This is a genomic window from Pseudomonas marginalis (genome assembly GCF_024169655.1).
GTDB lineage: Bacteria > Pseudomonadota > Gammaproteobacteria > Pseudomonadales > Pseudomonadaceae > Aquipseudomonas > Aquipseudomonas paraveronii.
Genome location: NZ_JALJWV010000001.1, coordinates 4,515,729 through 4,540,633, shown reverse-complemented (window position 1 = coordinate 4,540,633; position 24,905 = coordinate 4,515,729). Strand labels below are relative to the sequence as shown.

Here is a 24,905-nt window from a genome sequence, read left to right as displayed (position 1 = left end):
GCACCTGATGACTGACCAAGCGCCTGCTATCGACCAACTGCTGAAAAATCTCGATCACGCCATGCTCGCCGACCGCCACCGTTTGCGGCGGCAGTTGCTCGAGCTGCGCAAGAAGCCCGATGAGGAGAAGCTGGCGCAGTGGGTGACGCGCATGCAGGCGTCCTGCACCCAGGTTACGGCGCGGCGCGCCAGCCTGCCGCTGATCCGCTACGACGACAGCCTGCCGATCGCCGCCAAGCGTGACGAAATCAAGGCGGCGTTGCTCAAGCATCAGGTGCTGATCATTGCCGGCGAGACCGGCTCGGGTAAGACCACCCAGTTGCCGAAAATCTGCCTGGAGATCGGTCGCGGCCAATACGGCCTGATCGGTCATACCCAGCCGCGCCGGATCGCGGCGCGCAGCGTCGCCAGCCGGGTCGCCGAAGAGTTGGCCACGCCGCTCGGCGCACTGGTCGGTTACCAGGTGCGCTTCGAAGACCAGAGCGATTCCAACACCCTGATCAAGCTGATGACCGACGGCATTCTGCTGGCGGAAACCCAGAACGACCGCTACCTCGAACGCTACGACACGATCATCGTCGACGAAGCCCACGAACGCAGCCTGAACATCGACTTCCTGCTCGGCTACCTGAAAACCCTGCTGCCGCGTCGCCCGGACCTGAAAGTCATCATCACCTCGGCGACCATCGACCTGGAACGCTTCTCCAAGCATTTCGACGATGCGCCGATTGTCGAGGTGTCGGGGCGTACCTTCCCGGTGGACACCTGGTACCGCCCGCTGACCCTGGAACAGGACGAGGAGGGCAACCGCGTCGAGGACGACTTGACCGTCGACCAGGCGATCCTCGCCACCCTCGATGAAATCGCCGCCTATGAACGCAGCGAACGGCGCAGCCCTGGCGACGTGCTGGTGTTCCTGCCGGGCGAGCGCGAGATTCGCGACGCCGCCGACATGCTGCGCAAGGCCCAGCTCAAGCACACCGAGATTTTGCCGCTGTACGCGCGCCTGTCACCGGCCGAACAGCAGCGCATTTTCCAGTCCCACCCCGGTCGGCGCGTGGTGCTGGCGACCAACGTCGCGGAAACCTCGCTGACCGTACCGGGCATTCGTTATGTGATCGACAGCGGCACCGCGCGCATCAGCCGCTACAGCTACCGCGCCAAGGTGCAGCGACTGCCCATCGAGGCGATCTCCCAGGCCAGCGCCAACCAGCGTAAAGGCCGGTGCGGCCGGGTCGAACCGGGGATTTGCATCCGCCTGTACAGCGAAGAAGACTTTATCGGTCGCCCGGAATTTACCGACCCGGAGATCCTGCGCACCAACCTGGCCGCCGTAATCCTGCAGATGCTGCACCTGCGCCTGGGCGAAATCACCGATTTCCCGTTTATCGAACCGCCGGATGGCAAGGCCATCAGCGACGGTTTCAACCTGCTGCAAGAGCTGTCGGCGGTTGACCGCAACAGCCAACTGACCCCGCTGGGCCGCCAGTTGGCGCGCCTGCCGGTGGACCCGCGCATGGGCCGCATGCTGCTCGAAGCCGCCAAGCTGGGCAGCTTGCAGGAAGTGCTGATCGTGGCCAGCGCCATGTCGATCCAGGACCCGCGCGAGCGCCCGCCGGAGCGTCAACAAGCCGCCGACCAGGCCCACGCGCAATGGAAGGACGTCGATTCGGACTTCGCCGGGCTGGTCAATCTGTGGCGCGGCTTTGAAGAGCAGCGCCAGGCATTGACCGCCAGCCCGCTGCGCAACTGGTGTCGCAAGAACTTCCTCAACTACCTGCGCCTGCGTGAGTGGCGCGATTCCCATCGCCAGTTGAGCCTGATCTGCCGCGACATGCAGTTGAGCCTCAACAAGGAACCGGCGGACTTCGCCAAATTGCACAAAGCCGTGCTGTCCGGCCTGCTCAGCCAGATCGGGCAGAAAACCGAAGACGGCGATTACCTCGGCGCACGTCAGCGGCGCTTCTGGATTCACCCGTCGTCGGGCATCGGCAAGAAACGTCCGCAATGGCTGATGGCCGCCGAACTGGTGGAGACCACCAAGCTGTATGCGCGCATGGTGGCGAAGATCGATGCCGACTGGATCGAGCCGTTGGCCGGGCACCTGATCAAGAAAAACCACTTCGAACCGCACTGGGAGAAGAAGCGCGGCCAAGTGGTGGCGTTCGAGCAGATCACCCTGTTCGGGCTGATCGTGGTCGGGCGCCGGCCCGTGCATTACGGGCCGATTGACCCGGTGGTGTCGCGTGAGCTGTTTATCCGCGAAGGCCTGGTGCGCGGCGAAATCCAGTCCCGGGCCAAGTGCCTGACCGCCAATCAGCAGTTGCTGGAGCAGCTCGACGAACTGGAAGCCAAGGCGCGTCGGCGCGATATCCTTGCCGACGAAGAGACGCTGTATGCGTTCTACGATGCGCGCTTGCCGGCGGAGATCCACCAGACCGCGACGTTCGACAGCTGGTACAAGGTCAACAGCCAGAAAGACCCGCAATTGCTGATCATGCGCGAGGAAGACGTACTGGCCCGCGACGCCAGCGAAGTCACCGCTGCGCATTACCCGGACACCCTGCACCTGGGCGACCTGGCGCTGGCTTTGAGTTACCACTTCGAACCCAACCATCCGCGTGACGGCGTGACCCTGCGCGTACCGGCGCCGCTGCTGCCGGCCTTGCCCGCCGAGCGCCTGGAATGGCTGGTGCCGGGGGTGATCGAAGCCAAGTGCATCGCCCTGGTGCGTAACCTGCCCAAGGCCCTGCGCAAGAATTTCGTGCCGGTGCCGGACTTCGTCAGGGCCGCCCTGCAACGTATCGAATTCGCCCAGGGTTCGCTGCCCCAGGCGCTGGGGCGCGAGTTGCTGCGCATGACCGGCGCACGCGTCAGCGATGAAGCCTGGGCTGAGGCCGCGCAGCAGGTGGAAAGCCACCTGAAGATGAACCTGGAAGTGGTCGACGGCCAGGGCAAGTTTCTCGGCGAAGGCCGCGACCTGGCCGAGCTGACCGCACGCTTTGCCGAGGCCAGCCAGGCCGCGTTGGCCGTGCCGCAAACGGCGAAAAGCCAACAGCCGGTGGAGGCCAAGGGGTTTGCGGCGGTAGCCGAGAAGACCCAACAAAAGATCGCCGGGTTGTCGATGACGGTGTATCCGGCGCTGGTGGAAGAAAACGGCACGGTCAAGGAAGGCCGATTCTCCACCGCCGCCGAGGCCGAATTCCAGCACCGACGCGCCTTGCAGCGCCTGCTGATGCAGCAATTGGCCGAGCCGGCAAAATTCCTGCGTGGCAAATTGCCCGGCCTGACCGAACTGGGCCTGATGTACCGCGAGCTGGGACGCATCGACGCACTGGTGGAAGACATCCTGCTGGCCAGCCTCGACACTTGCGTGCTGGACGGCGAAGCCAACCTGCCGCGTGACGGCGCCGGGCTGGCGGCGCTGGCCGAGCGCAAGCGTGGCGGTTGGACCGAACACGCCGAGCGCCTGGCGCGCTTGACCCTGGACGTGCTGAAACTCTGGCACGGCCTGCAAAAGCGCTTCAAAGGCAAGATCGACCTGGCCCAGGCGGTGGCCTTGAACGATATCAAGCTGCAACTGAGCAATCTGGTTTATCCCGGCTTTGTGCGTGAAACTCCGGCGCTGTGGTTCAAGGAGTTGCCGCGTTTCCTCAAGGCGATCGAGCTGCGTCTGGAAAAACTGCCCAGCCAGGTGCAAAAAGATCGGGTGTGGAGCGGCGAGCTGGCGGGCCTGTGGGCGCAGTACCAGAACCGTTTGAACAAGCATGCCCAGGAAGGCAAGCACGACCCCCAGCTAGCGCTCTATCGCTGGTGGTTGGAGGAATATCGGGTGTCGTTGTTTGCCCAGCAGTTGGGCACCAAGGTACCGATTTCGGACAAGCGCCTGAGCAAGCAATGGAGCCTGGTCGAAGCGTAATCACACCAATGGGCAATGGCGCTTATCCGGGATATGGCGCCAAATCCCCAGGGTTGTGGCAAACTTCGCGGTTATAAATGCCGGGATCGTCGTGATGGGCTGGTGTGCAGCCGCGGCGCGATGGAATAAAGCGTTGCCAGTTTGATGCCCGCTGGATGGCATCAAACGACCTACAGTTTGGTACGACGGTACCAATATCTTCTGCCTGACAGATTTAGAGGAACGACCGTGCATAACGTCGTCATCAGCGGCACTGGCCTGTACACCCCGGCCAACAGCATCTCCAACGAAGAGCTGGTGCAGTCTTTCAATACCTACGTGCAGCAGTTCAACACGGAGAACGCCGCTGCCATCGAACGCGGTGACGTGCAGGCGCTGACCGAGTCCAGCGCGGCCTTCATCGAGAAGGCGTCGGGCATCAAGAGCCGATTTGTGATGGACAAGGACGGCATCCTTGACCCGCAGCGCATGACCCCGCGCCTGCCCGAGCGCAGCAACGACGAATGGTCGGTGCTCTGCCAGATGGCCGTCGGCGCCGCCGAACAGGCGCTGCAGCGCGCCGGCAAGACCGCCGCCGACATCGACGGTGTGATCGTCGCCTGCTCCAACCTGCAACGTGCCTACCCGGCCATCGCCATCGAAGTCCAGGAAGCCCTCGGCATCGCAGGTTTCGGTTTCGACATGAACGTGGCGTGTTCCTCGGCAACCTTCGGCATCCAGAACGCCGCCAACAGCATCAAGCTGGGCCAGGCGCGGGCGATACTGATGGTCAACCCGGAAGTCTGCACCGGCCACTTGAACTTCCGCGACCGCGACAGCCACTTCATTTTCGGTGACGCGGCCACTGCGGTGATCCTCGAACGCGCTGACCTGGCGACCTCCGAGCACCAGTTCGACGTGGTGAGCACCAAGCTGCTGACCAAGTTCTCGAATACCATCCGCAACAACTTCGGCTTCCTCAACCGCGCGGCGGAAGAGGGCATCGGCGCGCCCGACAAACTGTTCGTGCAGGAAGGCCGCAAAGTCTTCCGTGATGTCTGCCCGATGGTCGCTGAGTTGATCGGCGCGCATTTGGCGGAAAACCAGTTGAACGTCGACGACGTGAAGCGCTTCTGGCTGCACCAGGCCAACCTGAGCATGAACCACCTGATCGTGAAGAAGCTGCTGGGGCGTGAAGCCACGCTGGAAGAAGCGCCGGTGATTCTCGACACCTACGCCAACACCAGCTCGGCGGGTTCGGTGATTGCGTTCCACACTTACCAGGACGACTTGCCCAAAGGCGCCGTCGCGGTACTCAGCTCGTTCGGCGCGGGCTACTCGATCGGCAGCGTGATTCTGCGCAAACGCTGATTCTGCGGCGCGCCGCGGTCAAATGTGGGCGCTGGCAAGCCAGCCCCCACACAGATCGCGTTCTCACTTGGAAACCGAGGTCTCGAATGGCAGCAGCGGACGACGCGCACCTGCTTGAACGCTTGCTCAAGGGCGAGCAGCGGGCCTACAAGGAATTGGTCACGCAATACCAAAGCGCAATGCGCGCGGTGGCTTATGCGATTGTCGGCCAGCGCCATGCCGACGAAGTGGTGCAGGACGCCTGGCTGTCAGTGGTACGCAACCTGGCCAAGTTCGAAGGGCGCTCCAGCCTCAAGACCTGGCTGCTGACCATCACCGCCAATGCCGCCAAGGGCCGCTACAAGCAGAATCGTCGCGAAGTATTGCTCGATGATTTGCCCTCGCCCCACGGCACGATCGGCGATGAACGCTTCACGCCGGATGATGGCCACTGGGCTGTCGCCCCCTTTGCCTGGCACCAGGACACCCCGGAAGCCCTGCTCACTGAGGATGAACTGCGCAAATGCCTGGAGCATACGTTGCTGAATTTGTCGGAATTGCAAAGCAGCGTCCTGGTGCTGCGTGAACGCCAGGGCCTGGAGTTGGAGGAAATTTGTAATCTTTTGACGCTTTCGCTCTCCAATGTGCGGGTGCTGTTGCATCGTGCGCGGCTTAAAGTCTTCGCCACGGTGGAGCATTTTGAGGAGACCGGCGAATGTTGACGTGTAAAGAGCAAGTGGCGCGTTCCAGTGACTTTCTCGATGGTCTGTTGACCTTTCGCGAGCGGCTGCTGATGCGTCATCACTTGATGTTCTGCCCCAATTGCCGGCGTTTTATCCGTCAGATGCGCCTGATGCAGGCCACATTGCGGATCATGCCGCAGGCACCGGTACAGGATGTGGATGCCTTGGCTGAACGGCTGGCCGCCGAGCGGCGCAAGGATCAGTAACGGCGGGGGGAAGGCAGACTCGCGTGGGGGAATCGGACGGATGATGGGGACCGATTCACCCACGCCAGGCTGTTAAAGCCACCCTGGGCCGTCCTGGCCCAAGGCGTGTCGCACTTACATTTAGAACTTGGCTTCAGCATCCAACTGCAGGGTGTTGGTGTTGGCATCACGCTGCGTGCGGCTGGCATAGTCAGCCTTGGTCAGGTAGTACGTGGCGCCGACGGCGAAGTTCTTGTCGATGTCGTAGCTGACCTTCATCTTATGGCCGCGCGAACCGGTGGTGCCGTTGGCGAAGTCCGAATCGGTGAAGGCGCCGACTACAGCGTTACGTTGCGTATCGCGGTAGTTGTAGTCCAGGTTGAAACCGAACACCTTGGACTTGGCACCCAGCAACCAGGCGGTGTCCTGGTCGTTGGACGCATCGTTGTTCTTCACGTATTGACCGTAGAACGCCAGCGGCACAGCCAGGCCACCGATGTCAGCTTGGGCAAAACCCTCGTACAGACGGAATTCTTCGTTCGCCGAGTTGCCGTTGACCGCCAGTGCGCAAGGCGTGGTGCTGCTCGTACAGGTGCTGTTTTCGTCGTTCTGGTAGGCGTAGATGCTGCCGCCCAGGGTCATTTTCAGGTTGTCGGTCACCGAGAAACGTGTACCCAACTGGCCGGAAGTCAGGCGCAGGTCGTTGCGAAATTGCACGCCGTCGCCGTCGACGTTGTCCTTGAGGTTGTAGTTACCGAGGCTGCCGAACAGCTCGGCGCTGCTACCCAGCGGGTATTTGTAGGTCAGTGCCAGACCTTCCGGGTTGATATCGCCATCCCAGATCACGTCGCCCATGCTTACCCACGGCTGGAGCATCTTGCCGCCGATGACGTGCAGGTTCTTGATCTGGTCCGGGTGGTAGTCGATGTAGCCAAGGTCCAGCCAGATCGACTTCTTGTCGAAGTAGTTGTCTTGGTCCTGGTTGGTGGAGCGTGCGTCGTCGCTGCTGCCGGTGGAGATACGAATGCCGGTGTCGACCTGGTTGTTGATCTCGGTGTAGGCACCCAGGCGGGCACGGATGCGTTGACGGTCCTTGTCACGGCCACCGTTGTTGGATTCGCCCTGGATCTTCACGGTTTCCTGGCGGAAACGCACGTCACCCTTGAACTGGGTCTTGGCGGCCCAGGCGAGTTTCTGGTCGAACACGCTCAGGTCGTTGGTTTTTTTCGCGGTGGCCGCGATCTGTTCGTTGGTCTCTTGTTGAGCTTGCTGTGCGATCTGCTTTTCTTTCTGATCCTTGGCCAGCTCAGCTTGCAGTTCAGTGTACTGCGAACCGGTGATCTGACCGTTGGCCTTGAGCATGTCGAGCAATTTAGCGTCGACTGCAGCGCTGGCCGGAACGCTCAGGGCCAGCAACAAGCCGCCACAGAGGGCCGCCGCAGTTTTAGTGGAAGCAAGACGCATATCAATCTCCGAAAGTGAGGAGGGATGGCAAACCATCCAGGACACAACCGACCGATGACGGACGGAAAATAACCGCCGGGGTAGAACCAGGCGCGCTAAAAACAGGCGTCAGTATCGCGATCGTTTATGACTGCGCAGTGGCGAAATGATGTCAGGTAGATGACAATTTATTTAGAATGGAACTATTGATTTAGAGCCTTGTCCGGCGATTCGAGGGTGTGTCGGGGGCGGCGATAAGCGATACTCGCGAGGCTTTCACGCCCTGAAGTAGTGAGGATGCCGATGCCGCTGCAACGCCTGGACAGCCTGTCCGAAATCGCCCCGCAGGTCTGGGACGCCCTGGTGCCGCAGGCCCAGCCCTTTGTGCGACACGCGTTCCTGAGCGCACTGGAAGACAGCGCCAGCCTAGGCCCGCATTCGGGCTGGCAGCCCGAGCATTTACTGCACTGGGAAGGTGATCGGCTGGTGGCGGCTTTGCCCGGTTATCGCAAGTGGCATTCCTCCGGCGAGTACGTCTTCGACCACGGTTGGGCGGATGCCTGCCAGCGGGCGGGTATCGATTACTACCCCAAGCTGTTGGTCGCCGTGCCGTTCAGCCCGGTCAGCGGCCCGCGCTTGCTGGCCGCCAGCGCTGAAGACGGTTTCGAGCTGCTCAACAGCCTGCCGGGTTACCTGGAAATCGAAGGGCTCTCCAGTGCGCACATCAACTTCACCGATCCGCTGGCGGATGACGCCCTGGCCCAACAGCCGGGTTGGTTGCAGCGCCTGGGCTATCAGTTTCACTGGCAGAACCGTGGCTACCGAGACTTTCAGGACTTCCTCGACGCCTTGAGTTCGCGCAAGCGTAAACAGATGCGCAAGGAACGCGAACAGGTGGCGGGGCAGGGCATCGAGTTCGAATGGTTGCAAGGCCATGAACTCAGCGAGGCGCAGTGGGATTTTGTCTACGCCTGCTACGCCAACACTTACGCGGTGCGCCGCCAAGCGCCGTACCTGACCCGCGCGTTTTTCAGCCTGCTGGCCGAACGTATGCCCGAAGCGATCCGCGTGGTGCTGGCTAAGCAAGGCACACGCCCGGTGGCCATGGCGTTCAGCCTGATCGGCGGCGACAGCTTCTATGGTCGTTACTGGGGCTGCCTGGCGGAATTCGACCGCCTGCATTTCGAAACCTGTTTCTACCAAGGCATGGATTACGCCATTGCCCACGGCTTGCAACGCTTCGATGCCGGCGCCCAGGGCGAGCATAAATTGATTCGCGGGTTCGAACCGGTGATCACCCGGTCGTGGCACTACCTGCGCCATCCGGGGTTGAAGAATGCGGTTGAGGATTTCCTGGCGCGCGAGCGGGTGGGGATTCTGACGTATGCCGAAGAGGCGAGGGCAGCCCTGCCGTATCGGCAGGGCTGACCCCGTGTTACCTCAGGCCGGCTCCTCCTTGCCCAGCCATCGATAGACCACGCCGCCGATCACCGCGCCAAGAATCGGCGCGAGCCAGAACATCCACAATTGCTGGATCGCCCACCCGCCCACGATCAGCGCCGGTCCCGTACTGCGGGCCGGGTTGACCGAGGTGTTGGTCACGGGAATCGAGATCAGGTGGATCAACGTCAGGGCCAGGCCGATGGCGACGGGCGCGAGGCCCTTCGGGGCACGGTGGTCGGTGGCGCCGAGGATGATCAGCACGAACATCGCCGTCATCACCAGCTCACAGACGAACCCCGCTGCCAATGAATAACCGCCAGGCGAATGCTCGCCATAGCCGTTGGACGCCAGGCCTGACGCCAGTTCAAACCCCGGTTTGCCGCTGGCTATCACATACAGCAGCGCAGCCGCGACAATGCCACCAATGACCTGGGCCACGATGTACGCCGGTAACTCCCTGGCCGGAAACCTGCCGCCCACGACCAGCCCCACCGATACCGCCGGGTTGAGGTGACAACCGCTGATGTGCCCGATGGCGACCGCCATGGTCAGCACCGTGAGCCCGAACGCCAGGGCCACCCCCAACAACCCGATACCGACTGCGGGAAACGCCGCGGCCAACACCGCACTCCCGCAACCGCCCAGCACCAGCCAAAACGTACCTAAACCTTCTGTGACTGAACGCTTGAACAAAGACATGCACCCGTCCTTGATAGATCGCTCTACCGAATCAGTAAATCAATGATGCTCCCTGCGATTTACTTCAGCGCCCGTCTGGGCACTGCACTGATTACAGCAGGGTTGTGACACAAATCCAGGCCACCCCTCCCACATGTTGAGTTGTTCAGTCGATGCCGACAAAACCTCCGGTCTGGTGCTGCCACAGCCGCGCATACAGCCCGCCGTGGGCGAGCAACTGGGCATGGCTGCCGGTCTCGGCGATCTGGCCTTTCTCCAGCACCACCAGGCGGTCCATCCGCGCAATGGTCGACAACCGGTGCGCAATCGCAATCACCGTTTTGCCTTGCATCAGGGTTTCCAGGCTTTCCTGGATCGCCGCTTCGACTTCCGAGTCCAGCGCCGAGGTGGCTTCGTCCATGATCAGGATCGGCGCATCCTTGAGCAGCACCCGCGCGATGGCGATGCGCTGGCGTTGCCCGCCGGACAGTTTGACCCCGCGCTCGCCCACATGGGCATCCAGCCCGGTGCGGCCTTCGGCGTCCGACAGCAGCGGGATGAACTCATCGGCACGCGCCTTGTGTATGGCGGCCCAGAGTTCTTCGTCGCTGGCGTCCGGCTTGCCATACAACAGGTTCTCGCGGATCGAGCGGTGCAGCAGCGAGGTGTCCTGGGTGATCATGCCGATCTGTTCGCGCAGGCTTTCCTGGGCGACCTCGGCGATGTTCTGGCCGTCGATCAAAATGCGCCCGCCTTGCAGGTCGTACAGGCGCAGCAGCAGGTTGACCAGGGTCGATTTGCCCGCGCCGGAGGGGCCGATCAGGCCGATTTTTTCACCGGCCTTGATGTTCAGGTTCAGGCCGCCAATGATCCCGCTCTTCTTGCCGTAGTGGAAATCCACCTGCTCGAAGCGTACTTCGCCATGGGGTACGGTCAGGCGTGGAGCGTTGTCGCGGTCGACCACGGCCAGCGGCTGGGCGATGGTTTTCAGGCCGTCCTGCACCATGCCGATGTTTTCGAAAATGCCATTGACCACCCACATGATCCAACCGGACATGTTGACGATGCGAATCACCAGGCCGGTCGCCAGGGCAATCGCGCCCACGGAAATCAGCGAGTGGGTCCACAGCCACAGGGCCAGGCCGGTGGTGGTGACGATCAGCAGGCCGTTCATGGTGGTGATCACCACGTCCATGCTGGTCACCACACGGCTGGCCAACTGGGTTTTTTCGGTCTGCTCGATGATCGCTTCCTTGGCATATTCCTGCTCGGACTGGGTATGGGCGAACAGCTTCAAGGTGGTGATGTTGGTGTAGCCATCGACGATGCGCCCCATCAACTTGGAGCGCGCCTCGGAGGAAATCACCGAACGCGCTTTCACCCGTGGCACGAAGTAGCCCAATGCCAGGCTGTAGCAGACGATCCAGGTCACCAACGGGATCATCAGGCGCCAGTCGGCTTCGGCAAACAGCACCAGGGAACTGATGGCGTAGATCGCCACGTGCCAGATCGCATCCACGGCCGCCACGGCGGAGTCGCGCAGGGAGTTGCCGGTTTGCATGATGCGCTGGGCGATGCGCCCGGCGAAGTCGTTCTGGAAGAAATTCAGGCTCTGCTTGAGCACGTAGCTGTGGTTCTGCCAACGGATCAGGCTGGTCATGCCGGGGCTGATGGTCTGGTGGACCAGCAGGTCATGCAGGGCGCCGAAGATCGGACGCAGCAGCAGGGCGACCACGGCCATCCAGATCAGCTCGGTGCTGTGAACCTGGAAGAAATTCGCCGGCGGTGTGCCCTGGGCCAGGTCGATGATGCGGCTCAGGTAGCTGAACAGCGCGACTTCGATCAGTGCGCCGATCAGGCCCACCACCAACAGGGCGGCGAAACACGGCCACACCTGACGCAAGTAGTAGAGGTAGAAGGGCAGGACTTTGTCGGGAGGGGCGGCGCTGGGCGCGTCGCGGAAAATATCGATCAGTTGTTCGAAACGACGATAGAGCATTAGGGTTGACGCCCGCCCGGCGGGCTCTCCTGTTCAAAGGCGCGCGACGCCTTGTGAGCGCCGCGCGGAACTACCTGCGGACCTCAGTCGATGCGCTTGGCCGACTTGATCAGGACAGGATCGATGGGCACGTTTTGCATGCCTTGTTTGGTGGTGGTCTGCGAGTTGACGATGATGTCGACCACGTCCATGCCCTTGACCACTTTGGCGAACACGGCATAACCGGCATCGCGACCTGGGTCGAGGAAGGCATTGTCCGCGACGTTGATGAAGAATTGGCTGGTGGCCGAATCCGGGTTCGAGGTGCGCGCCATCGACAGCGTGCCCCGCACGTTATGCAGGCCGTTGCTGGCTTCGTTTTTGATCGGCGGATTGGTGTCTTTTTGCGCCATCTGCGTGGTGAACCCGCCGCCCTGGACCATGAAGCCCGGGATCACACGGTGGAAAATCGTGTTGGTGTAGAAACCCTTGTCGACGTAGGCCAGGAAGTTCTTGGTACTGATCGGCGCCTTGACCGGGTCCAGTTCGATTTCAATGTCGCCGTTGGTGGTGGAGATCAATACGTGGGGCGCCTTGGCAGGCTCGGCCGCCATCAGGTTGGCAGCGAACAGCACGGAACCGGCAAAGAAGGCGATTTTTTTCAGCATGGGTCAGTGATCCTGGGTAGTGATTTCGACTGTCTTTAGAAAATCGAGAAGGGTAGCGTTAAAGACTTCGGGTTGATCCAAGGGCGTGGCATGGCGGGAATCTTCGATCACCACCAGCCGCGCATCGGGCAGCAGTTTTACATAGATTTCTTTCTGTGCCACAGGGGTGTAGTCGTGGTCGGCGCTGATGACCAGGGTTGGACAGGTAATTCTGCAAAGTTGTTCCTGCACGCCCCAGCCCACAATCGCATCGAAGCTGGCGAGATAAGCACGTTTGTCGTTTTTTGCCCAGCGCTCGGCCATCTTGCGGCGCAGGTCGGCCTGCTGCGGTTTGGGAAACAGGCGGTCGCCCAGGGCCTTGCCGATGGTGCCCAGGCTGAGGACGCGTGCCAGGGTCCAGCGCTTGGCCCACTGCCAGTAATCGTCGGCGCTGCGCACCTTGACCTCGGGCGCGCTGTTGACGATGCACAGGCTCTTGACCCGCGCCGGTTCGTCCACCGCCAGTTGAAACGCGATCATGCCGCCCATGGACAAGCCCACCACATGGGCGGGAGGCAGGTCCAGGTGTTCGATCAGGGCGATCAGGTCGAAGGTGAAACCTTTGATGCTGTAGCGCTCCCGGGGTTTGTCCGAGCGCCCGTGGCCGCGCACATCCACCACGATCAGCCGGTAATGCCGGGCCAGCACCGGAATCTGCAACTCCCAATCCTGGCTGCTGGAGCCCAGGCCGTGGATCAAAATCAGTGGGGCGCCGTGGCCATATTCCTCGTAATGCAGGCTGCACCCTTCATGTTCGAACCAGGCCATGCATGAACTCCGTTTCAGGCTTGCTGCGGGGCGGCGAAAGGCGCATCCAGGGGCGCGGTGTCAAATGTGCGCAGCAGCTCCACGAGGATCTGCGTCGCCGGCCCCAGGGGTTTGTCCTTGTTCGAGTACAGGTAGAACGTGGGGTGGCGGCTGCCGCCCTGTTCCAAGGGTAGCTGCTTGAGCACGCCTTCGGCGAGTTCGCGCTCGATCATGTGTCGCGGCAACCAGGCAAAACCCAGGCCGCTGCCGACGAAACTGCTCGCCGTGGCGAGGCTGCCGACGGTCCAGCGCTGTTCCGCGCCGAGCCAGCCGACATCGCGCGGCTGCTGGCGCCCGGAGTCGCGGATCACCACTTGCATCTGGCTTTCCAGGTCCTGGAAGCTCAGTTCGCGATTCATACGGTGCAGGGCATGCTCGGGGTGAGCGACGGCGACAAACTCCACGTTGCTCATCTCCGTGCCGAGGTAACCGGGGATGCTGAAGCCGCTGATCGCCAGGTCGGCCACGCCTTCGATCAACAGCTCTTCAACGCCCGACAGCACCTCCTCGCGCAGGCGCACGCGACAGCCGCGGCTCTGCGGCATAAAGGCGGTCAGGGCGCGCACCAGGCGCGCATTCGGGTAGGCGGCATCGACCACCAGGCGCACCTCGGCTTCCCAGCCTTGTTCCATATGATGGGCGAGGTCTTCGAGTTGGCTGGCGTTTTTCACCAGTTGCCGGGAGCGGCGCAACAGCACTTCGCCGGCGTCGGTGAGCACGGCCTTGCGCCCGTCGATGCGCAGCAGCGGCACCCCGAGCTGGTCTTGCATGCGGGCCACGGTGTAGCTCACCGAGGACTGTGAACGGTGCAGCGCTTCGGCCGCCTGGGCGAAGCCGCCATGGTCGACCACGGCTTGCAGTGTGCGCCATTGATCGAGGGTAACGCGGGGCGCTTTCAAGATGAGCTCCTCTTGTCCTAAGCTGACAGTCCTTATTGGAGACTGCCGAATGAGAAAATTATGTTGTGTGTTGCTGGCGCTGCTGCCGTTAAGCGCGTTTGCCTACCCGATCGACGTGACAAAAAAAATCGACGGCGTGAGCGTGGATTACACCGCGTCCGACGTGGACGGTGACATCAGTTCGATCCAACTGAACAACTACGGGACCAACGACGCGGTGTGTTCCGTCACCTTCACCAATGGCCCGGAAGCGCCACGTCGCCGTACTGTCAGCGTGCCGGCGGGCAAGAGCACCAACACCACCGCCAAGTTCAACCGCGCAATCATCAAGATGCGTATCGCCCTGGCCTGTGCCCCGAAATAAAGCAGCAGCGGAGCATGTCTACAGGAATACTCCGCTTATAAACAAATTTCTAGATGGGTTGTAGCAGTTTTTTGCGCTTTTTTATCGAATTGGCTCTGGTTAATCTTTCCTCCATCGACTTACAGCAATTACAGATGGAGCCTACGCAGCCATGTCCAACGTTCTGATCATCGAAAGCAGCGCCCGCCAGCAGGATTCGATCTCCCGCCAACTGACTCGGCAGTTCATCAGCCAGTGGCAGGCGGCTCACCCGGCGGATCAGATCACTGTGCGCGACGTGGCGCTCAACCCGCTCCCGCACCTGGACGCCAACCTGCTCGGCGGCTGGATGAAACCGGCGGATCAGCGCAACGCCAGCGAGCAGGCCTCTCTGGATCGCTCCAACGAATTGACCGACGAATTGCTCGCCGCCGACGTGTTGGTGATGGCGGCGCCGATGTACAACTTCGCCATCCCCAGCACCCTCAAAGCCTGGCTGGATCATGTGTTGCGCGCGGGTGTGACCTTCAAGTACACCGCCACCGGCCCCCAGGGTTTGTTGATCGGTAAGCGGGCCATCGTGCTCACCGCCCGGGGCGGGATTCACACCGGTGCAAGCTCCGATCACCAGGAACCTTACCTGCGTCAGGTGATGGCGTTTATCGGGATTCATGACGTGACGTTCATTCACGCCGAAGGGGTGAACCTGAGCGGCGACTTCCAGGAAAAAGGCATCAACCACGCCAAGGCGTTGCTGGCGCAAGTCGCGTGATCCTTTAATCGTCAGATAATCGCGGGGTGTTTATATCTCCCCACGCAAACCCTTCAAGTCCGCGTAAAAACCTCCCTTTGCACTTGTTGCTCCTGAGTGCTCCTGCCCGACTGCCGCTCTAGCGAGGTCGGGTTTTTTTTGCCCCGAGTTTCGTGAACCGCCGAAAACCTTTAATGTCCCGCCCATTCGATACGAGGCGCGCATGGGCTACTTACTGGTTGTCACCCTGATACAGGCATTTTCCTTCAGCTTGATCGGCGAATACCTTGCCGGTCACGTCGACAGCTACTTCGCGGTGCTGGTGCGCGTGCTGTTGGCCGGGCTGGTGTTCATTCCGCTGACGCGCTGGCGCTCGGTGGAGCCGACCTTCATGCGCGGCATGCTGTTCATTGGTGCGCTGCAATTCGGTGTGACCTACGTGTGCCTGTACCTGAGCTTTCGCGTGCTCACGGTGCCCGAGGTGCTGCTGTTCACCATCCTTACGCCGTTGCATGTGACCCTGATCGAAGACGCCCTCAACCGGCGCTTCAACCCCTGGGCACTGGTCGCCGCCCTGGTCGCGGTGGCGGGCGCGGCGCTCATTCGTTTCGATCAAATCACCCCGCACTTCCTCATGGGCTTCCTGCTGCTGCAACTGGCCAACTTCACCTACGCCGCCGGGCAAGTGATGTACAAGCATCTGGTGGCGCGCTACCCCAGTGATCTGCCGCACTACCGGCGCTTCGGCTACTTCTACCTCGGCGCGTTGCTGGTGGTGTTGCCGGCGTTCCTGGTGTTCGGCAAGGCCGATTTCCTGCCCGAAGCGCCGCTGCAGTGGGGCGTGCTGGTGTTCCTCGGGCTGGTCAGCACGGCCCTGGGCATGTACTGGTGGAACAAGGGCGCGTGCCTGGTCAACGGCGGCACCCTGGCGGTGATGAACAACCTGCATGTGCCGGTGGGGCTGCTATTGAACCTGTTGATCTGGAACCAGCACGAGCCGCTGGGCCGCCTGGCGCTGGGCGGCTTGGTGATTCTGGGCGCGGTGTGGATCAGTCGGTTGGGCATAAAACCCGAAGCAGGCGTACAGTCTGCGGGGTAATAGGCCCTGGGCATGCGTGAGCGGGAATGAAAGTCTGTTATCGAAAAGAAAAGTGTGGGGGCGGCAGAGTGGACAAGGTTGACGAACAGATCATAGCGGCCTTGAAGGACGACGCCCGGGTCAGCCTGGCGCAGTTGGCGCGACAAGTTCACAAGTCTCGAACCGCCGTCGAATCGCGGGTTCAAAAACTGATCGAAAAGGGCATTATCCTCGGCTTCACCATCAACGTCGCTGAAGATGAAGAAGCCCAGCAGTCGGCGTTTCTGATGCTCATGCTCAATGGCAGCAACTGTCACCTGGTGTTTCCGAAGATCTACCAGTTTCGCGAAGTGGTTCAGGCTTACTCGCTGTTCGGCGACGTCGACATGATGCTCGAGGTCAAATACCGCAACTTCGAAGAGCTGATGGTGTTCAAGGACAACCTGCTGAAGATCGAGCATGTGCGCGAGGTGGTGGTCAACCCGGTGCTCAAGGCCTGGCGCTAGCCGCTGCTGTTTCGGCAACGGCTACGCGGCATCAGCCTCAGGCGTGATCGTGTACGGTCTCGAGAAAGTGATGACTCAAGGCCGGCATTCGCTGGCGCAGGGTGTCGACGAACTCTTCGATGACGGCCTGGTTGAAGGCAAACGTCGTGTCGTCGTGCCCCAGCACCACCACCAGCAGGCTGGACGAGTCCTTCGTCAGCCTGAAGTCATGGGCGTCGGCGTCGACCTTGCCGATGCTCGCCAGGGGCACGTCACCGCAGGTATAGACGATGTCGCCCGCCGGAATCGTAATGTCCTTCTTCGCGAACAATGGTCGGAAAGCCCTGGGGGCCTGCGAGCGCATGACGTAAATATCATCCCGCTGATGATAGGTGTGTACGCCGATGCTGACCCCATGCCGGATCGCCACGGCGTTATAGGCATCGACGATGTTGTTGATGGGGTGGACGCCTTTGGCGATGAAGCGCCGCAACAGTTTCTCGTTGGCGCTGACGGTGTTTTCGTAGCCGAGCTTTTTGAGTTGCTTGGCAAAGCCGTCGTAAATGACGTTGGAGTCCAGTTCGTTGAGGTGGGACGCAACGTGATTGAGGTTACTTTGCAGGACGCTGACGAAGCTCTGGTCGTCCGACACGGTAATGTCTTCGATAACCGCCGCGCACGCATTGTTGATGCCCAGATCACTGGCTGATTTTCGGATGATTAAACGACTTTTCATTGCCTTAACACCACAGTTTTTTACGTAGATTGGCGGTACTGATGTCCAGTTGCGGTGCCGAAAGGTGTTGCAGCCAGAACAGCCCCGGACAGGTGGCGAAGTCGATCGTGATCGGCGTGGTATCGCCGGCGTCGATGAAGTAGCGGTGGCCGCAATAGGCCTCGTCCTCCATCACGCTCTGCAAGGCCTGCGACGAGGGGGTGGCGAAGGTGCGTTGTTCATCGGAGCAGAAGAACCCGATCCGGCCGTGGCTGATCTGGCTGACCGCATCCGTGCGGGGGCGTGGGCGGCCGAGGTAGCTGTCGATGGCCAGCGACAGCAAGTCGGGGTGGTACACCTGTTGAAACAACAGCGGTGCGATGCCGCCATGCAAGCGGCCGCCGGCTTCAATCATCACCGGGCCGTCTGCAGACCAGATGATTTCCATATGAATCGGGCCGACCTCGATGCTCAGCGCCGCAGCGGCCTGGCGGGCGTAGTCGGTCAGCGGCTGCAGTTCCTCGGCGCGGGGATCGAGGGTGTCCAGGCTTTCGTAGACAAACATGCTGCCGTTTTTCTGGACCTTGGTGTATCTGCACACCGAGGCAATGATGTACACGCCGTCAAAGGCGACCATATCCACCACATATTCCGGGCCTGAGACGAACGGCTGCACGATGAAGCCGAGGTTGATTTCCCCCAGGTCGTTTTTGCGCTGCCAGGCCGCATTCTTCAAGGCACTTTCGACGCCCGCCCGGCCTTGGGCAAACACCACGCCTTCGGTGGCGGCGGAATTGAGCGGCTTGACTACATAGGTGGCGGTGTCCTTCAGCGTGGCAACCACCTCTGCGATGCGCGTCGGCGAGCTCAGCAGTTGCGACTCAATGTTCGCCAGCCCGTGTTTTTTCAGGGCATGCTGCATCGAGAACTTGTTGCGACGCAGGTCGCTGGTGATGCGGCTATTGCCGGGAATACGCAGGACTTCGGTGAGGTAGTCGGTCAGGTAGATCGCGGTTTCGCAACCCGCGATCACGGCGCTCAGCGACAGCGGTTCGAGGATCTCCAGCAAACCCTCTTCCCAGTGGTAGACCGCGTCGAAGTTTTCTCTGATCAGGTCATCGGTGAAATGCTTGGGCAAGCTGTCGGTGGAAATCACGGCAATGCACCTTACGCCCTGAGCCTTGAGCAAGGGCGCGTAGAGTTTGCCTGTGGAGAACGGGTCAACGATCAGTACGGTTTCCAAAGCAGGTACTCCTATTCGGTGGTGGCGGTGGCCGCGACGGCAGGGGTGAGGTTCCACGCCAGTACGGCAGCGGCCAACAGCGCGGCGGAGACGATCATCAGCACGCGCGCACCTTCGAGCCCGAGGAAGGCAGCGGTGGTGAAAAACGTCAGGATCATCGGCGCCGAGCCACTGACCAGCAGGTAGTAGAGCGAGCTTTTGGCGGCGATCACGTCGGCGATCCGTGCGTTGGACGCCGACTCAATCAGGGTTTTACGCAATTGGATGCGCAGGCTGTTGATGCAGAAACCCAGCAGGAAGGCGGCGCCCATCATCACGTAGAGGTTATGGAAATAGACGATTGCTACGTCGGCCAGTATCACCAGCAGGATCGCGCTGTAGCTGTTGAGCTTGATCCGTGGCAGCACTGCGGCGCTGAAGGCACCCAGGCCGGCCAGGCCGCTGGCGACGCCAAACAGGGTGGCGTTCCATTCGTTGAGCTTCTGGAACACGATGGGCACCAGGCTGTTGAAGGCGCCGATATGGAAGCCGATCATGCTCAACACGATGATCAGGATGTACAGGTTGCGCGGCAGGTGCAGAGGCTGCGCCGTGTGGCCGTCGGCGGCCTGCTCGGGGGTATCGGCGACGGGGGTTGGCGCCACAAAAAGAATCGCCGCCAATGACAGGATCGCCCCCAGGCTGATGATCTGCAGGGTCTGGTTGACGCTGAACACATCCACAATCACGCCGCCCAGCAGCGCACCGCCAAAGGCCCCGATCTGGATGGAGGTTTGCATCAAGCGCGCCGAGGTGTCGCTGTTGGTCAGCCCGGCCAGCACCAGCTTGGTGTTTTTCGATTCCAGGGTACTGATGGTGAAGTAGTCGGTGACTCCCACCACGAAGGCAATCGCCAGGAAACCGATCGGCAACAGCGCCGCGTCGGTAAACGACAGCCCCAGCACGGCGGCGAACGCGGTCAGGCGAATGTACAGCAGTCGTTTCATGCTCAGTTCAATGGTGAAGAACTTGCCGATGTACTGTTCGCACAAATACGGCACTACGGTCGCTACGCATAAGGTGGCGCCCACCAGGAACGTCGAGCCGGTGGTCTCCAGCCCGAACCAGACCATAGCGATCACAATCGCCATGTCCAGGCCGGTGAAGAGGGTCACGATCGAATAAAACGCAGCAAGGGTCGATTTATTATTCATGGGCACCATCAGTCGTAACGAGAGAGTTTAAGGAGAGGTACGCATCGCTCGGTGTCACCGATGACGGTACTGATCTGGTTTCTGACGCGAACGGTGGGCAGCGACTTCTTTTCCAGGTTGCAGACCTTGTAGGCGTTGTCGTGCCAGGGGCAGATCACGCTTTGCCCGTCACCCGTCACTTCCCCCATGTGCAGCGGGCCGCCGCGATGGGGGCAGGCTGTCGGCAGCAGTTGAGTCGAATGCGCATGACGCTTGAGAAAGTAGGTTTTCCCGTCCACCGCCACATAGTGGGTATGGCTGAGGTTCAGGCTGATGGCTTTCATGGGGCGGGGTCCTCAAATGGCCGTGACGGTGTAGGTGCAGGAGGGGCTGACGATGCAGGTGCCATGCAGCATGCCCTTGGGAATCACCACGCCTTCCCCGGCTTTGAGCCGCACGGTCAGTTCGGGGCTGGCGACAAAATCCAGCTCGCCGGATTCGACCCAGAACAGTTCGTCATTGGGGTGGGTGTGCAGCACCGAAAGCTCGTGTTCAGGCTCGGTGATCGTCAGGTCCACCGGCTTGCGGCCATGGAGGGCGCTGGCGTGGGCGCGGTGTTCATCCATCTCGTCATGCCACTTGATATGGGCATAAAGCTCATCGTCGGCGATGTCCTGCAGTAACCGGAACTCCTCAAACCCACGGATAAGGTCGGGGATGATCGCGTTGCCGAATTGTTTGATCATCGGCAGGATCAGGCGTTGCAGGGCCATTCTTCCGTGATGCACATCGATGTGTGAGTGCTCATCGAAGTATTCGGTGGAGACCGCGCCGTTGAAGATCGTCTTGATAGCGCGTGACTGATGCTGGGTGGTCAGGGCCAGTGTGGCTTCGGTGTAGTACATGGCGCCGATATAGCGGAACAGCTCGCCATGGTTGGCCGACACGTAATGGAAGTAGTTGGTGAGCGACAGCGAGGCGGGGGTATAGAACTGCCAGTAGTGATGCACGTGATGGGACATGTTCATGTCCTTGAGCATGTCTTCAAAAATGGTGCTGTGCTTCTTCTTGTCGATGCCGTAGCCGTATTCGTCGATCAGGATCTTGAACAGCTCACTGGTGTACACGCCGCAGTTACCCAGCACATTGCGCGCCATGGCCGAGGCTTCACTGAGGAAGTCGCCGGCGCATTGCGTCATGAAAAACCGCGCAGCACGTTCGGGATGGCGGCTGGTGGTCAGGACTTCATGGAGCTTGGAGTCGGACCGGGCCACATCGTCCAATACCTTGTCGGTGTGGGCGACGAAGGAGTCCAGGCACCAGGGACCGTTGATGTGAACCTCTTCCTTGAGCCAGTTGTAGAGGTATTGCTCCAGTAGCGGACGAATCTTTTTACCGGACGCGGCATGCTGCGGATCATAAAAATTCTTGAATGCCTTGAGATCCAGTGCCATGGGCGGCTTGGGTAAAAAGACCAAGTCTTGTTCATAGATGTTCAATAACAAGCGTTGCGCCAAAAGATGCTGGCTGTGTGAAAGTTGGTCGCTTGTCAGGCGGGTGCTGATAATTGCATCGGTCACGTCCTGCGGCCTTGAAGGTCGCTGGTAAGGGCTGTCGGTATAAAAGTCGCGAGGTTGAGAAAAGCCAGTTGCACTGCAGTAGTGAGTCAGCGCTTCCGCATCCGAACTTAATACAAAGTGTGCCGCATCATCTGAAAGCTTAGTTGTCCATAACATAAGTAACGCCTTCTCACAGAGTTGTTCGATGGCCAGATGCTATAGCTTTGGTTTTTCTAAAAACAGATTAAAAATCGGGCGCCTGGATAGTGAAATTCACTAAATGTATAGGTGAAGTTTTCTTTGTTGCTACGTGGGTTTGATTTTGCGGAGGGTGGCAACTAAACATGTTCGTCAGCTATTTGCCGGGCAGGCTTGGCCTGTAGCGCAAGGCCTGATTTGGCGCTGGGGGGCGATCCAACAGGCAAGGGGCAAGCGAGCCCCTCACCGTGCGCGGTGTCAGTTCTCCAGCGCTTGCGCGGCGGTGGCGTTCTGCGTCATTGCAAACAGCCCGCTGCGCAGGTCAGTGCCGCTTGGCTGTTGGTACAGGCTCAAACCGAATTCCGGCAGCACCGCCAGCAGGTAATCGAAGATATCCCCTTGAATCCGCTCGTAATCCGACCACGCCGTGGTGCGGGTGAAGCAGTAGATTTCCAGCGGCACGCCCTGGGCGGTGGTTTGCATCTGACGCACCATGCAGGTCATGTTCGGCTGGATGTCCGGGTGGCTTTTCAGGTAAGCCAGGGCATACGCGCGGAAGGTGCCGAGGTTGGTCATGCGCCGGCGATTGGCCGACAACTGCGCGCTTTGGCCCTGGGCTTCGTTCCAGGCCTTGAGTTCGGCCTGCTTGCGGCTGATGTAGTCGGTGAGCAGGTGGACCTGGGTCATGCGGACTTCTTCATCGTCGCGCAGAAAGCGCACGGCGCTGGCGTCGATGAACAGGCTGCGCTTGATCCGACGCCCGCCGGACGCCTGCATGCCGCGCCAGTTCTTGAACGACTCGGACATCAGGCGCCAAGTCGGAATCGAGACGATGGTCTTGTCGAAGTTCTGCACCTTGACCGTATGCAGGGTGATGTCCACCACGTCACCGTCGGCGCCGACCTGGGGCATTTCGATCCAGTCGCCCACCCGCAGCATGTCGTTGCTGGTCAACTGCACGCTGGCGACGAACGACAGCAGGGTGTCCTTGTACACCAACAAGATCACCGCCGACATCGCACCCAGGCCGGACAGCAGCAACAGTGGCGAGCGGTCGATCAGGGTGGCGACGATGATGATCGCGCCAAACACGAACAGCACCATCTTCGCCAACTGCACATAACCCTTGATCGAGCGGGTACGCGCGTGTTCGGTGCGCGCATAGATGTCGAGCAGGGCGTTGAGCAGCGCGCTCATGGCCAGCACCATGAACAGGATGGTGAACGCCAACGCCACGTTGCCGATGAACAGCGTTGCGGTCTTGCTCAGGTCCGGCACCAGGTGCAGGCCGAACTGGATCACCAGCGACGGGGTCATCTGCGCCAGGCGGTGGAAGACTTTGTTGTGGCGCAGGTCGTTGAGCCAGTGCAGGGCCGGTTGCCGCCCGAGCAATTTGACCGCATGCAGGATGAGGTAACGCGCCGCCCGTCCGAGCAACAGGGCCACCACCAGCAGCACCAGCAAGCCCAGGCTGGAATGCAGCAGGGGATGTTCGTCGAGGGCGCTCCAAAGGTCTTTGACGTTGAGCCAGAGCTGTTTGATATCCATGGGTGAAACCGATTCTTCTGTAAGACAAGACCGGGCGATTAGAGCATTTAAGTGCCGCAACATTGGCGTTACGGACAAACGCCTTAACAAAAAAGCAGCTGATTAGCCCTGTTCGCGTAAAGAAACTCGGTTTGGACGCCCGAAACCGTTACCCTATGCAGCTGATATTTTGTAATTCTTCGAGGTAGCACCCGTGTTTTCCCAATTCGCCCTGCACGAACGCCTGCTCAAAGCCGTGGCCGAGCTTAAATTTGTCGAGCCTACGCCTGTGCAGGCAGCGGCCATCCCGCTCGCGCTCGAAGGGCGTGACCTGCGGGTGACGGCTCAAACCGGGAGTGGCAAGACGGCCGCTTTCGTCCTGCCGATTCTTAACCGCCTGATCGGCCCGGCCAAAGTCCGCGTCAGCATCAAGACCCTGATCCTGCTGCCGACCCGCGAGCTGGCCCAGCAGACCCTGAAAGAAGTCGAACGTTTCTCGCAGTTCACCTTCATCAAGTCCGGCCTGATCACCGGCGGCGAAGACTTCAAGGTCCAGGCCGCCATGCTGCGCAAGGTCCCGGACATCCTCATCGGCACCCCGGGCCGCATGATCGAGCAACTCAACGCCGGCAACCTCGACCTCAAGGAAGTCGAAGTGCTGGTGCTCGACGAAGCCGACCGCATGCTCGACATGGGCTTTGCCGATGACGTGCAGCGCCTGGTGGCTGAATGTGTGAATCGCCAGCAGACCATGCTGTTCTCCGCCACCACTGGCGGTTCGACCCTGCGCGACATGGTTGCCAAGGTCCTGAACAACCCCGAGCACCTGCAGGTCAACAACGTCAGCGACCTGAACGCGACCACGCGCCAGCAGATCATCACCGCTGACCATAACGTCCACAAAGAACAGATCCTCAACTGGCTGTTGGCCAACGAGACCTATCAGAAGGCCATCGTGTTCACCAACACCCGGGCTGCGGCCGATCGCATCTACGGCCGCCTGGTGGCGCAGGATTACAAAGCGTTCGTCCTGCACGGCGAGAAAGACCAGAAGGACCGCAAGCTGGCGATCGACCGCCTCAAGCAAGGTGGGGTGAAGATCCTGGTCGCCACCGACGTCGCCGCGCGCGGCCTGGACGTCGACGGCCTGGACATGGTCATCAACTTCGACATGCCCCGCAGCGGCGACGAATACGTCCACCGTATCGGCCGCACCGGGCGTGCCGGCAACGATGGCCTGGCGATCTCACTGATCTGCCACGGCGACTGGAACCTGATGTCGAGCATCGAGCGCTATCTCAAGCAGTCGTTCGAGCGCCGCACCATCAAGGAAGTCAAAGGCACCTACACCGGGCCGAAGAAGGTCAAGGCGTCGGGCAAGGCCGTGGGCGTGAAGAAGAAAAAAGTCGACGGCAAGGGTGACAAGAAAAAAGCCGGCGCCAAGTCGCCGACCAAGCGCAAGATCGCCAACCGGCCGAAGACCGACAACCTGTCGTTGGTCAGCAAGGACGGCATGGCGCCACTCAAGCGCCGCAAGCCGGAAGCGCCAGCTGCCGAGTAAGGCCGGGCCGCTACAAAAAAACCGGACGTTGTCCGGTTTTTTATTGCCTTCGGTTTTTGCATTGGTCGCAGCTTCTTTCCGCTCAGGTGAGGCGGCGAACGTCTGGAAAGTTCAGCGCAATGACGCCTGTCCATTCGGCTGA

Annotated in this window: 22 protein-coding genes; 10 read left to right on the top strand and 12 right to left on the bottom strand. The window is 60.7% G+C overall.

Annotation, left to right across the window (positions count from 1 at the left end; all coding sequences use genetic code 11):
* Positions 1-7 precede the first annotated feature (7 nt).
* The 4 genes from hrpA to J2Y83_RS20715 all read left to right on the top strand — a co-directional run bounded on the left by hrpA (position 8) and on the right by J2Y83_RS20715 (position 6,197).
* Entirely contained in the window at positions 8-3,919 is a 3,912-nt protein-coding gene (hrpA, locus tag J2Y83_RS20730) for an ATP-dependent RNA helicase HrpA (protein WP_253397843.1), read from the top strand.
* A gap of 228 nt (positions 3,920-4,147) precedes the next feature.
* On the top strand, positions 4,148-5,269 hold the full coding sequence (locus J2Y83_RS20725) for a beta-ketoacyl-ACP synthase III (protein WP_253397841.1): 1,122 nt from the start codon (positions 4,148-4,150) through the stop codon (positions 5,267-5,269).
* An 86-nt stretch (positions 5,270-5,355) separates the two neighbouring features.
* On the top strand, positions 5,356-5,970 hold the full coding sequence (locus J2Y83_RS20720; RefSeq protein ID WP_253397839.1) for an RNA polymerase sigma factor: 615 nt from the start codon (positions 5,356-5,358) through the stop codon (positions 5,968-5,970).
* A complete protein-coding gene (locus tag J2Y83_RS20715) occupies positions 5,964-6,197 on the top strand; it encodes a zf-HC2 domain-containing protein (RefSeq protein WP_253397837.1) in 234 nt (77 codons plus the stop codon). The genes J2Y83_RS20720 and J2Y83_RS20715 overlap by 7 nt, the downstream gene beginning before the upstream one ends.
* 120 nt (positions 6,198-6,317) lie before the next feature.
* On the opposite strand, the gene J2Y83_RS20710 is transcribed toward J2Y83_RS20715, so the two are convergent.
* On the bottom strand, positions 6,318-7,640 hold the full coding sequence (locus tag J2Y83_RS20710) for a putative porin (RefSeq protein WP_253397835.1): 1,323 nt from the start codon (positions 7,638-7,640) through the stop codon (positions 6,318-6,320).
* A 282-nt stretch (positions 7,641-7,922) separates the two neighbouring features.
* Between J2Y83_RS20710 and J2Y83_RS20705 the strand changes: the two genes are divergently transcribed.
* Positions 7,923-9,047 (top strand): GNAT family N-acetyltransferase, encoded by a 1,125-nt coding sequence (locus J2Y83_RS20705; RefSeq protein ID WP_253397833.1) that lies wholly within the window; start codon positions 7,923-7,925, stop codon positions 9,045-9,047.
* Positions 9,048-9,059: 12 nt separating this feature from the next.
* Here J2Y83_RS20705 and aqpZ read toward each other — a convergent pair whose 3' ends face one another.
* The 5 genes from aqpZ to J2Y83_RS20680 all read right to left on the bottom strand — a co-directional run bounded on the left by aqpZ (position 9,060) and on the right by J2Y83_RS20680 (position 14,131).
* Positions 9,060-9,761, bottom strand: coding sequence for an aquaporin Z (gene aqpZ / locus J2Y83_RS20700; RefSeq protein ID WP_253397831.1), 702 nt, complete (start codon positions 9,759-9,761; stop codon positions 9,060-9,062).
* 145 nt (positions 9,762-9,906) lie between these two features.
* Complete coding sequence (locus J2Y83_RS20695; RefSeq protein ID WP_253397829.1) at positions 9,907-11,739, bottom strand: ABC transporter ATP-binding protein; 1,833 nt, start codon at positions 11,737-11,739, stop codon at positions 9,907-9,909.
* 83 nt (positions 11,740-11,822) lie between these two features.
* A complete protein-coding gene (locus J2Y83_RS20690; protein WP_253397827.1) occupies positions 11,823-12,386 on the bottom strand; it encodes a peptidylprolyl isomerase in 564 nt (187 codons plus the stop codon).
* A gap of 3 nt (positions 12,387-12,389) precedes the next feature.
* Complete coding sequence (locus tag J2Y83_RS20685; RefSeq protein ID WP_253397825.1) at positions 12,390-13,193, bottom strand: alpha/beta fold hydrolase; 804 nt, start codon at positions 13,191-13,193, stop codon at positions 12,390-12,392.
* Positions 13,194-13,207: 14 nt separating this feature from the next.
* Positions 13,208-14,131 (bottom strand): LysR family transcriptional regulator, encoded by a 924-nt coding sequence (locus J2Y83_RS20680; RefSeq protein ID WP_253397824.1) that lies wholly within the window; start codon positions 14,129-14,131, stop codon positions 13,208-13,210.
* Positions 14,132-14,180: 49 nt separating this feature from the next.
* Here J2Y83_RS20680 and J2Y83_RS20675 point away from each other — a divergent pair, with 49 nt between their 5' ends.
* From J2Y83_RS20675 to J2Y83_RS20660, 4 genes are all read left to right on the top strand, one after another.
* Entirely contained in the window at positions 14,181-14,495 is a 315-nt protein-coding gene (locus J2Y83_RS20675; protein WP_247397373.1) for a 3-phosphoglycerate kinase, read from the top strand.
* Between the two features lie 151 nt (positions 14,496-14,646).
* On the top strand, positions 14,647-15,246 hold the full coding sequence (locus J2Y83_RS20670; protein WP_253397822.1) for an FMN-dependent NADH-azoreductase: 600 nt from the start codon (positions 14,647-14,649) through the stop codon (positions 15,244-15,246).
* 202 nt (positions 15,247-15,448) lie between these two features.
* Complete coding sequence (locus tag J2Y83_RS20665) at positions 15,449-16,324, top strand: carboxylate/amino acid/amine transporter (protein WP_253397820.1); 876 nt, start codon at positions 15,449-15,451, stop codon at positions 16,322-16,324.
* 68 nt (positions 16,325-16,392) lie between these two features.
* A complete protein-coding gene (locus J2Y83_RS20660) occupies positions 16,393-16,809 on the top strand; it encodes an Lrp/AsnC family transcriptional regulator (protein ID WP_253397818.1) in 417 nt (138 codons plus the stop codon).
* Positions 16,810-16,846: 37 nt separating this feature from the next.
* Here the strand turns inward: J2Y83_RS20660 and J2Y83_RS20655 are convergent, their stop codons facing one another.
* The 6 genes from J2Y83_RS20655 to J2Y83_RS20630 form a co-directional block, all read right to left on the bottom strand.
* On the bottom strand, positions 16,847-17,524 hold the full coding sequence (locus J2Y83_RS20655; protein ID WP_253397816.1) for a phenylalanine--tRNA ligase beta subunit-related protein: 678 nt from the start codon (positions 17,522-17,524) through the stop codon (positions 16,847-16,849).
* A 4-nt stretch (positions 17,525-17,528) separates the two neighbouring features.
* Entirely contained in the window at positions 17,529-18,746 is a 1,218-nt protein-coding gene (locus tag J2Y83_RS20650; protein WP_253397814.1) for an ATP-grasp domain-containing protein, read from the bottom strand.
* An 11-nt stretch (positions 18,747-18,757) separates the two neighbouring features.
* Positions 18,758-19,939 (bottom strand): hypothetical protein, encoded by a 1,182-nt coding sequence (locus J2Y83_RS20645; protein WP_253397813.1) that lies wholly within the window; start codon positions 19,937-19,939, stop codon positions 18,758-18,760.
* Between the two features lie 8 nt (positions 19,940-19,947).
* On the bottom strand, positions 19,948-20,262 hold the full coding sequence (locus tag J2Y83_RS20640; RefSeq protein ID WP_247397386.1) for a Rieske 2Fe-2S domain-containing protein: 315 nt from the start codon (positions 20,260-20,262) through the stop codon (positions 19,948-19,950).
* Positions 20,263-20,274: 12 nt separating this feature from the next.
* A complete protein-coding gene (locus J2Y83_RS20635; protein WP_253397811.1) occupies positions 20,275-21,498 on the bottom strand; it encodes an iron-containing redox enzyme family protein in 1,224 nt (407 codons plus the stop codon).
* 435 nt (positions 21,499-21,933) lie between these two features.
* Positions 21,934-23,223 carry a mechanosensitive ion channel family protein gene (locus J2Y83_RS20630; RefSeq protein ID WP_253397809.1) on the bottom strand — a complete coding sequence of 430 codons (1,290 nt, stop codon included), beginning with the start codon at positions 23,221-23,223 and terminating at the stop codon, positions 21,934-21,936.
* 193 nt (positions 23,224-23,416) lie between these two features.
* On the opposite strand from J2Y83_RS20630, the gene J2Y83_RS20625 reads away from it, so the two are divergent.
* Positions 23,417-24,763, top strand: a complete 1,347-nt coding sequence (locus tag J2Y83_RS20625) for a DEAD/DEAH box helicase (protein ID WP_017845291.1) — start codon at positions 23,417-23,419, stop codon at positions 24,761-24,763.
* Positions 24,764-24,905: the final 142 nt, after the last annotated feature.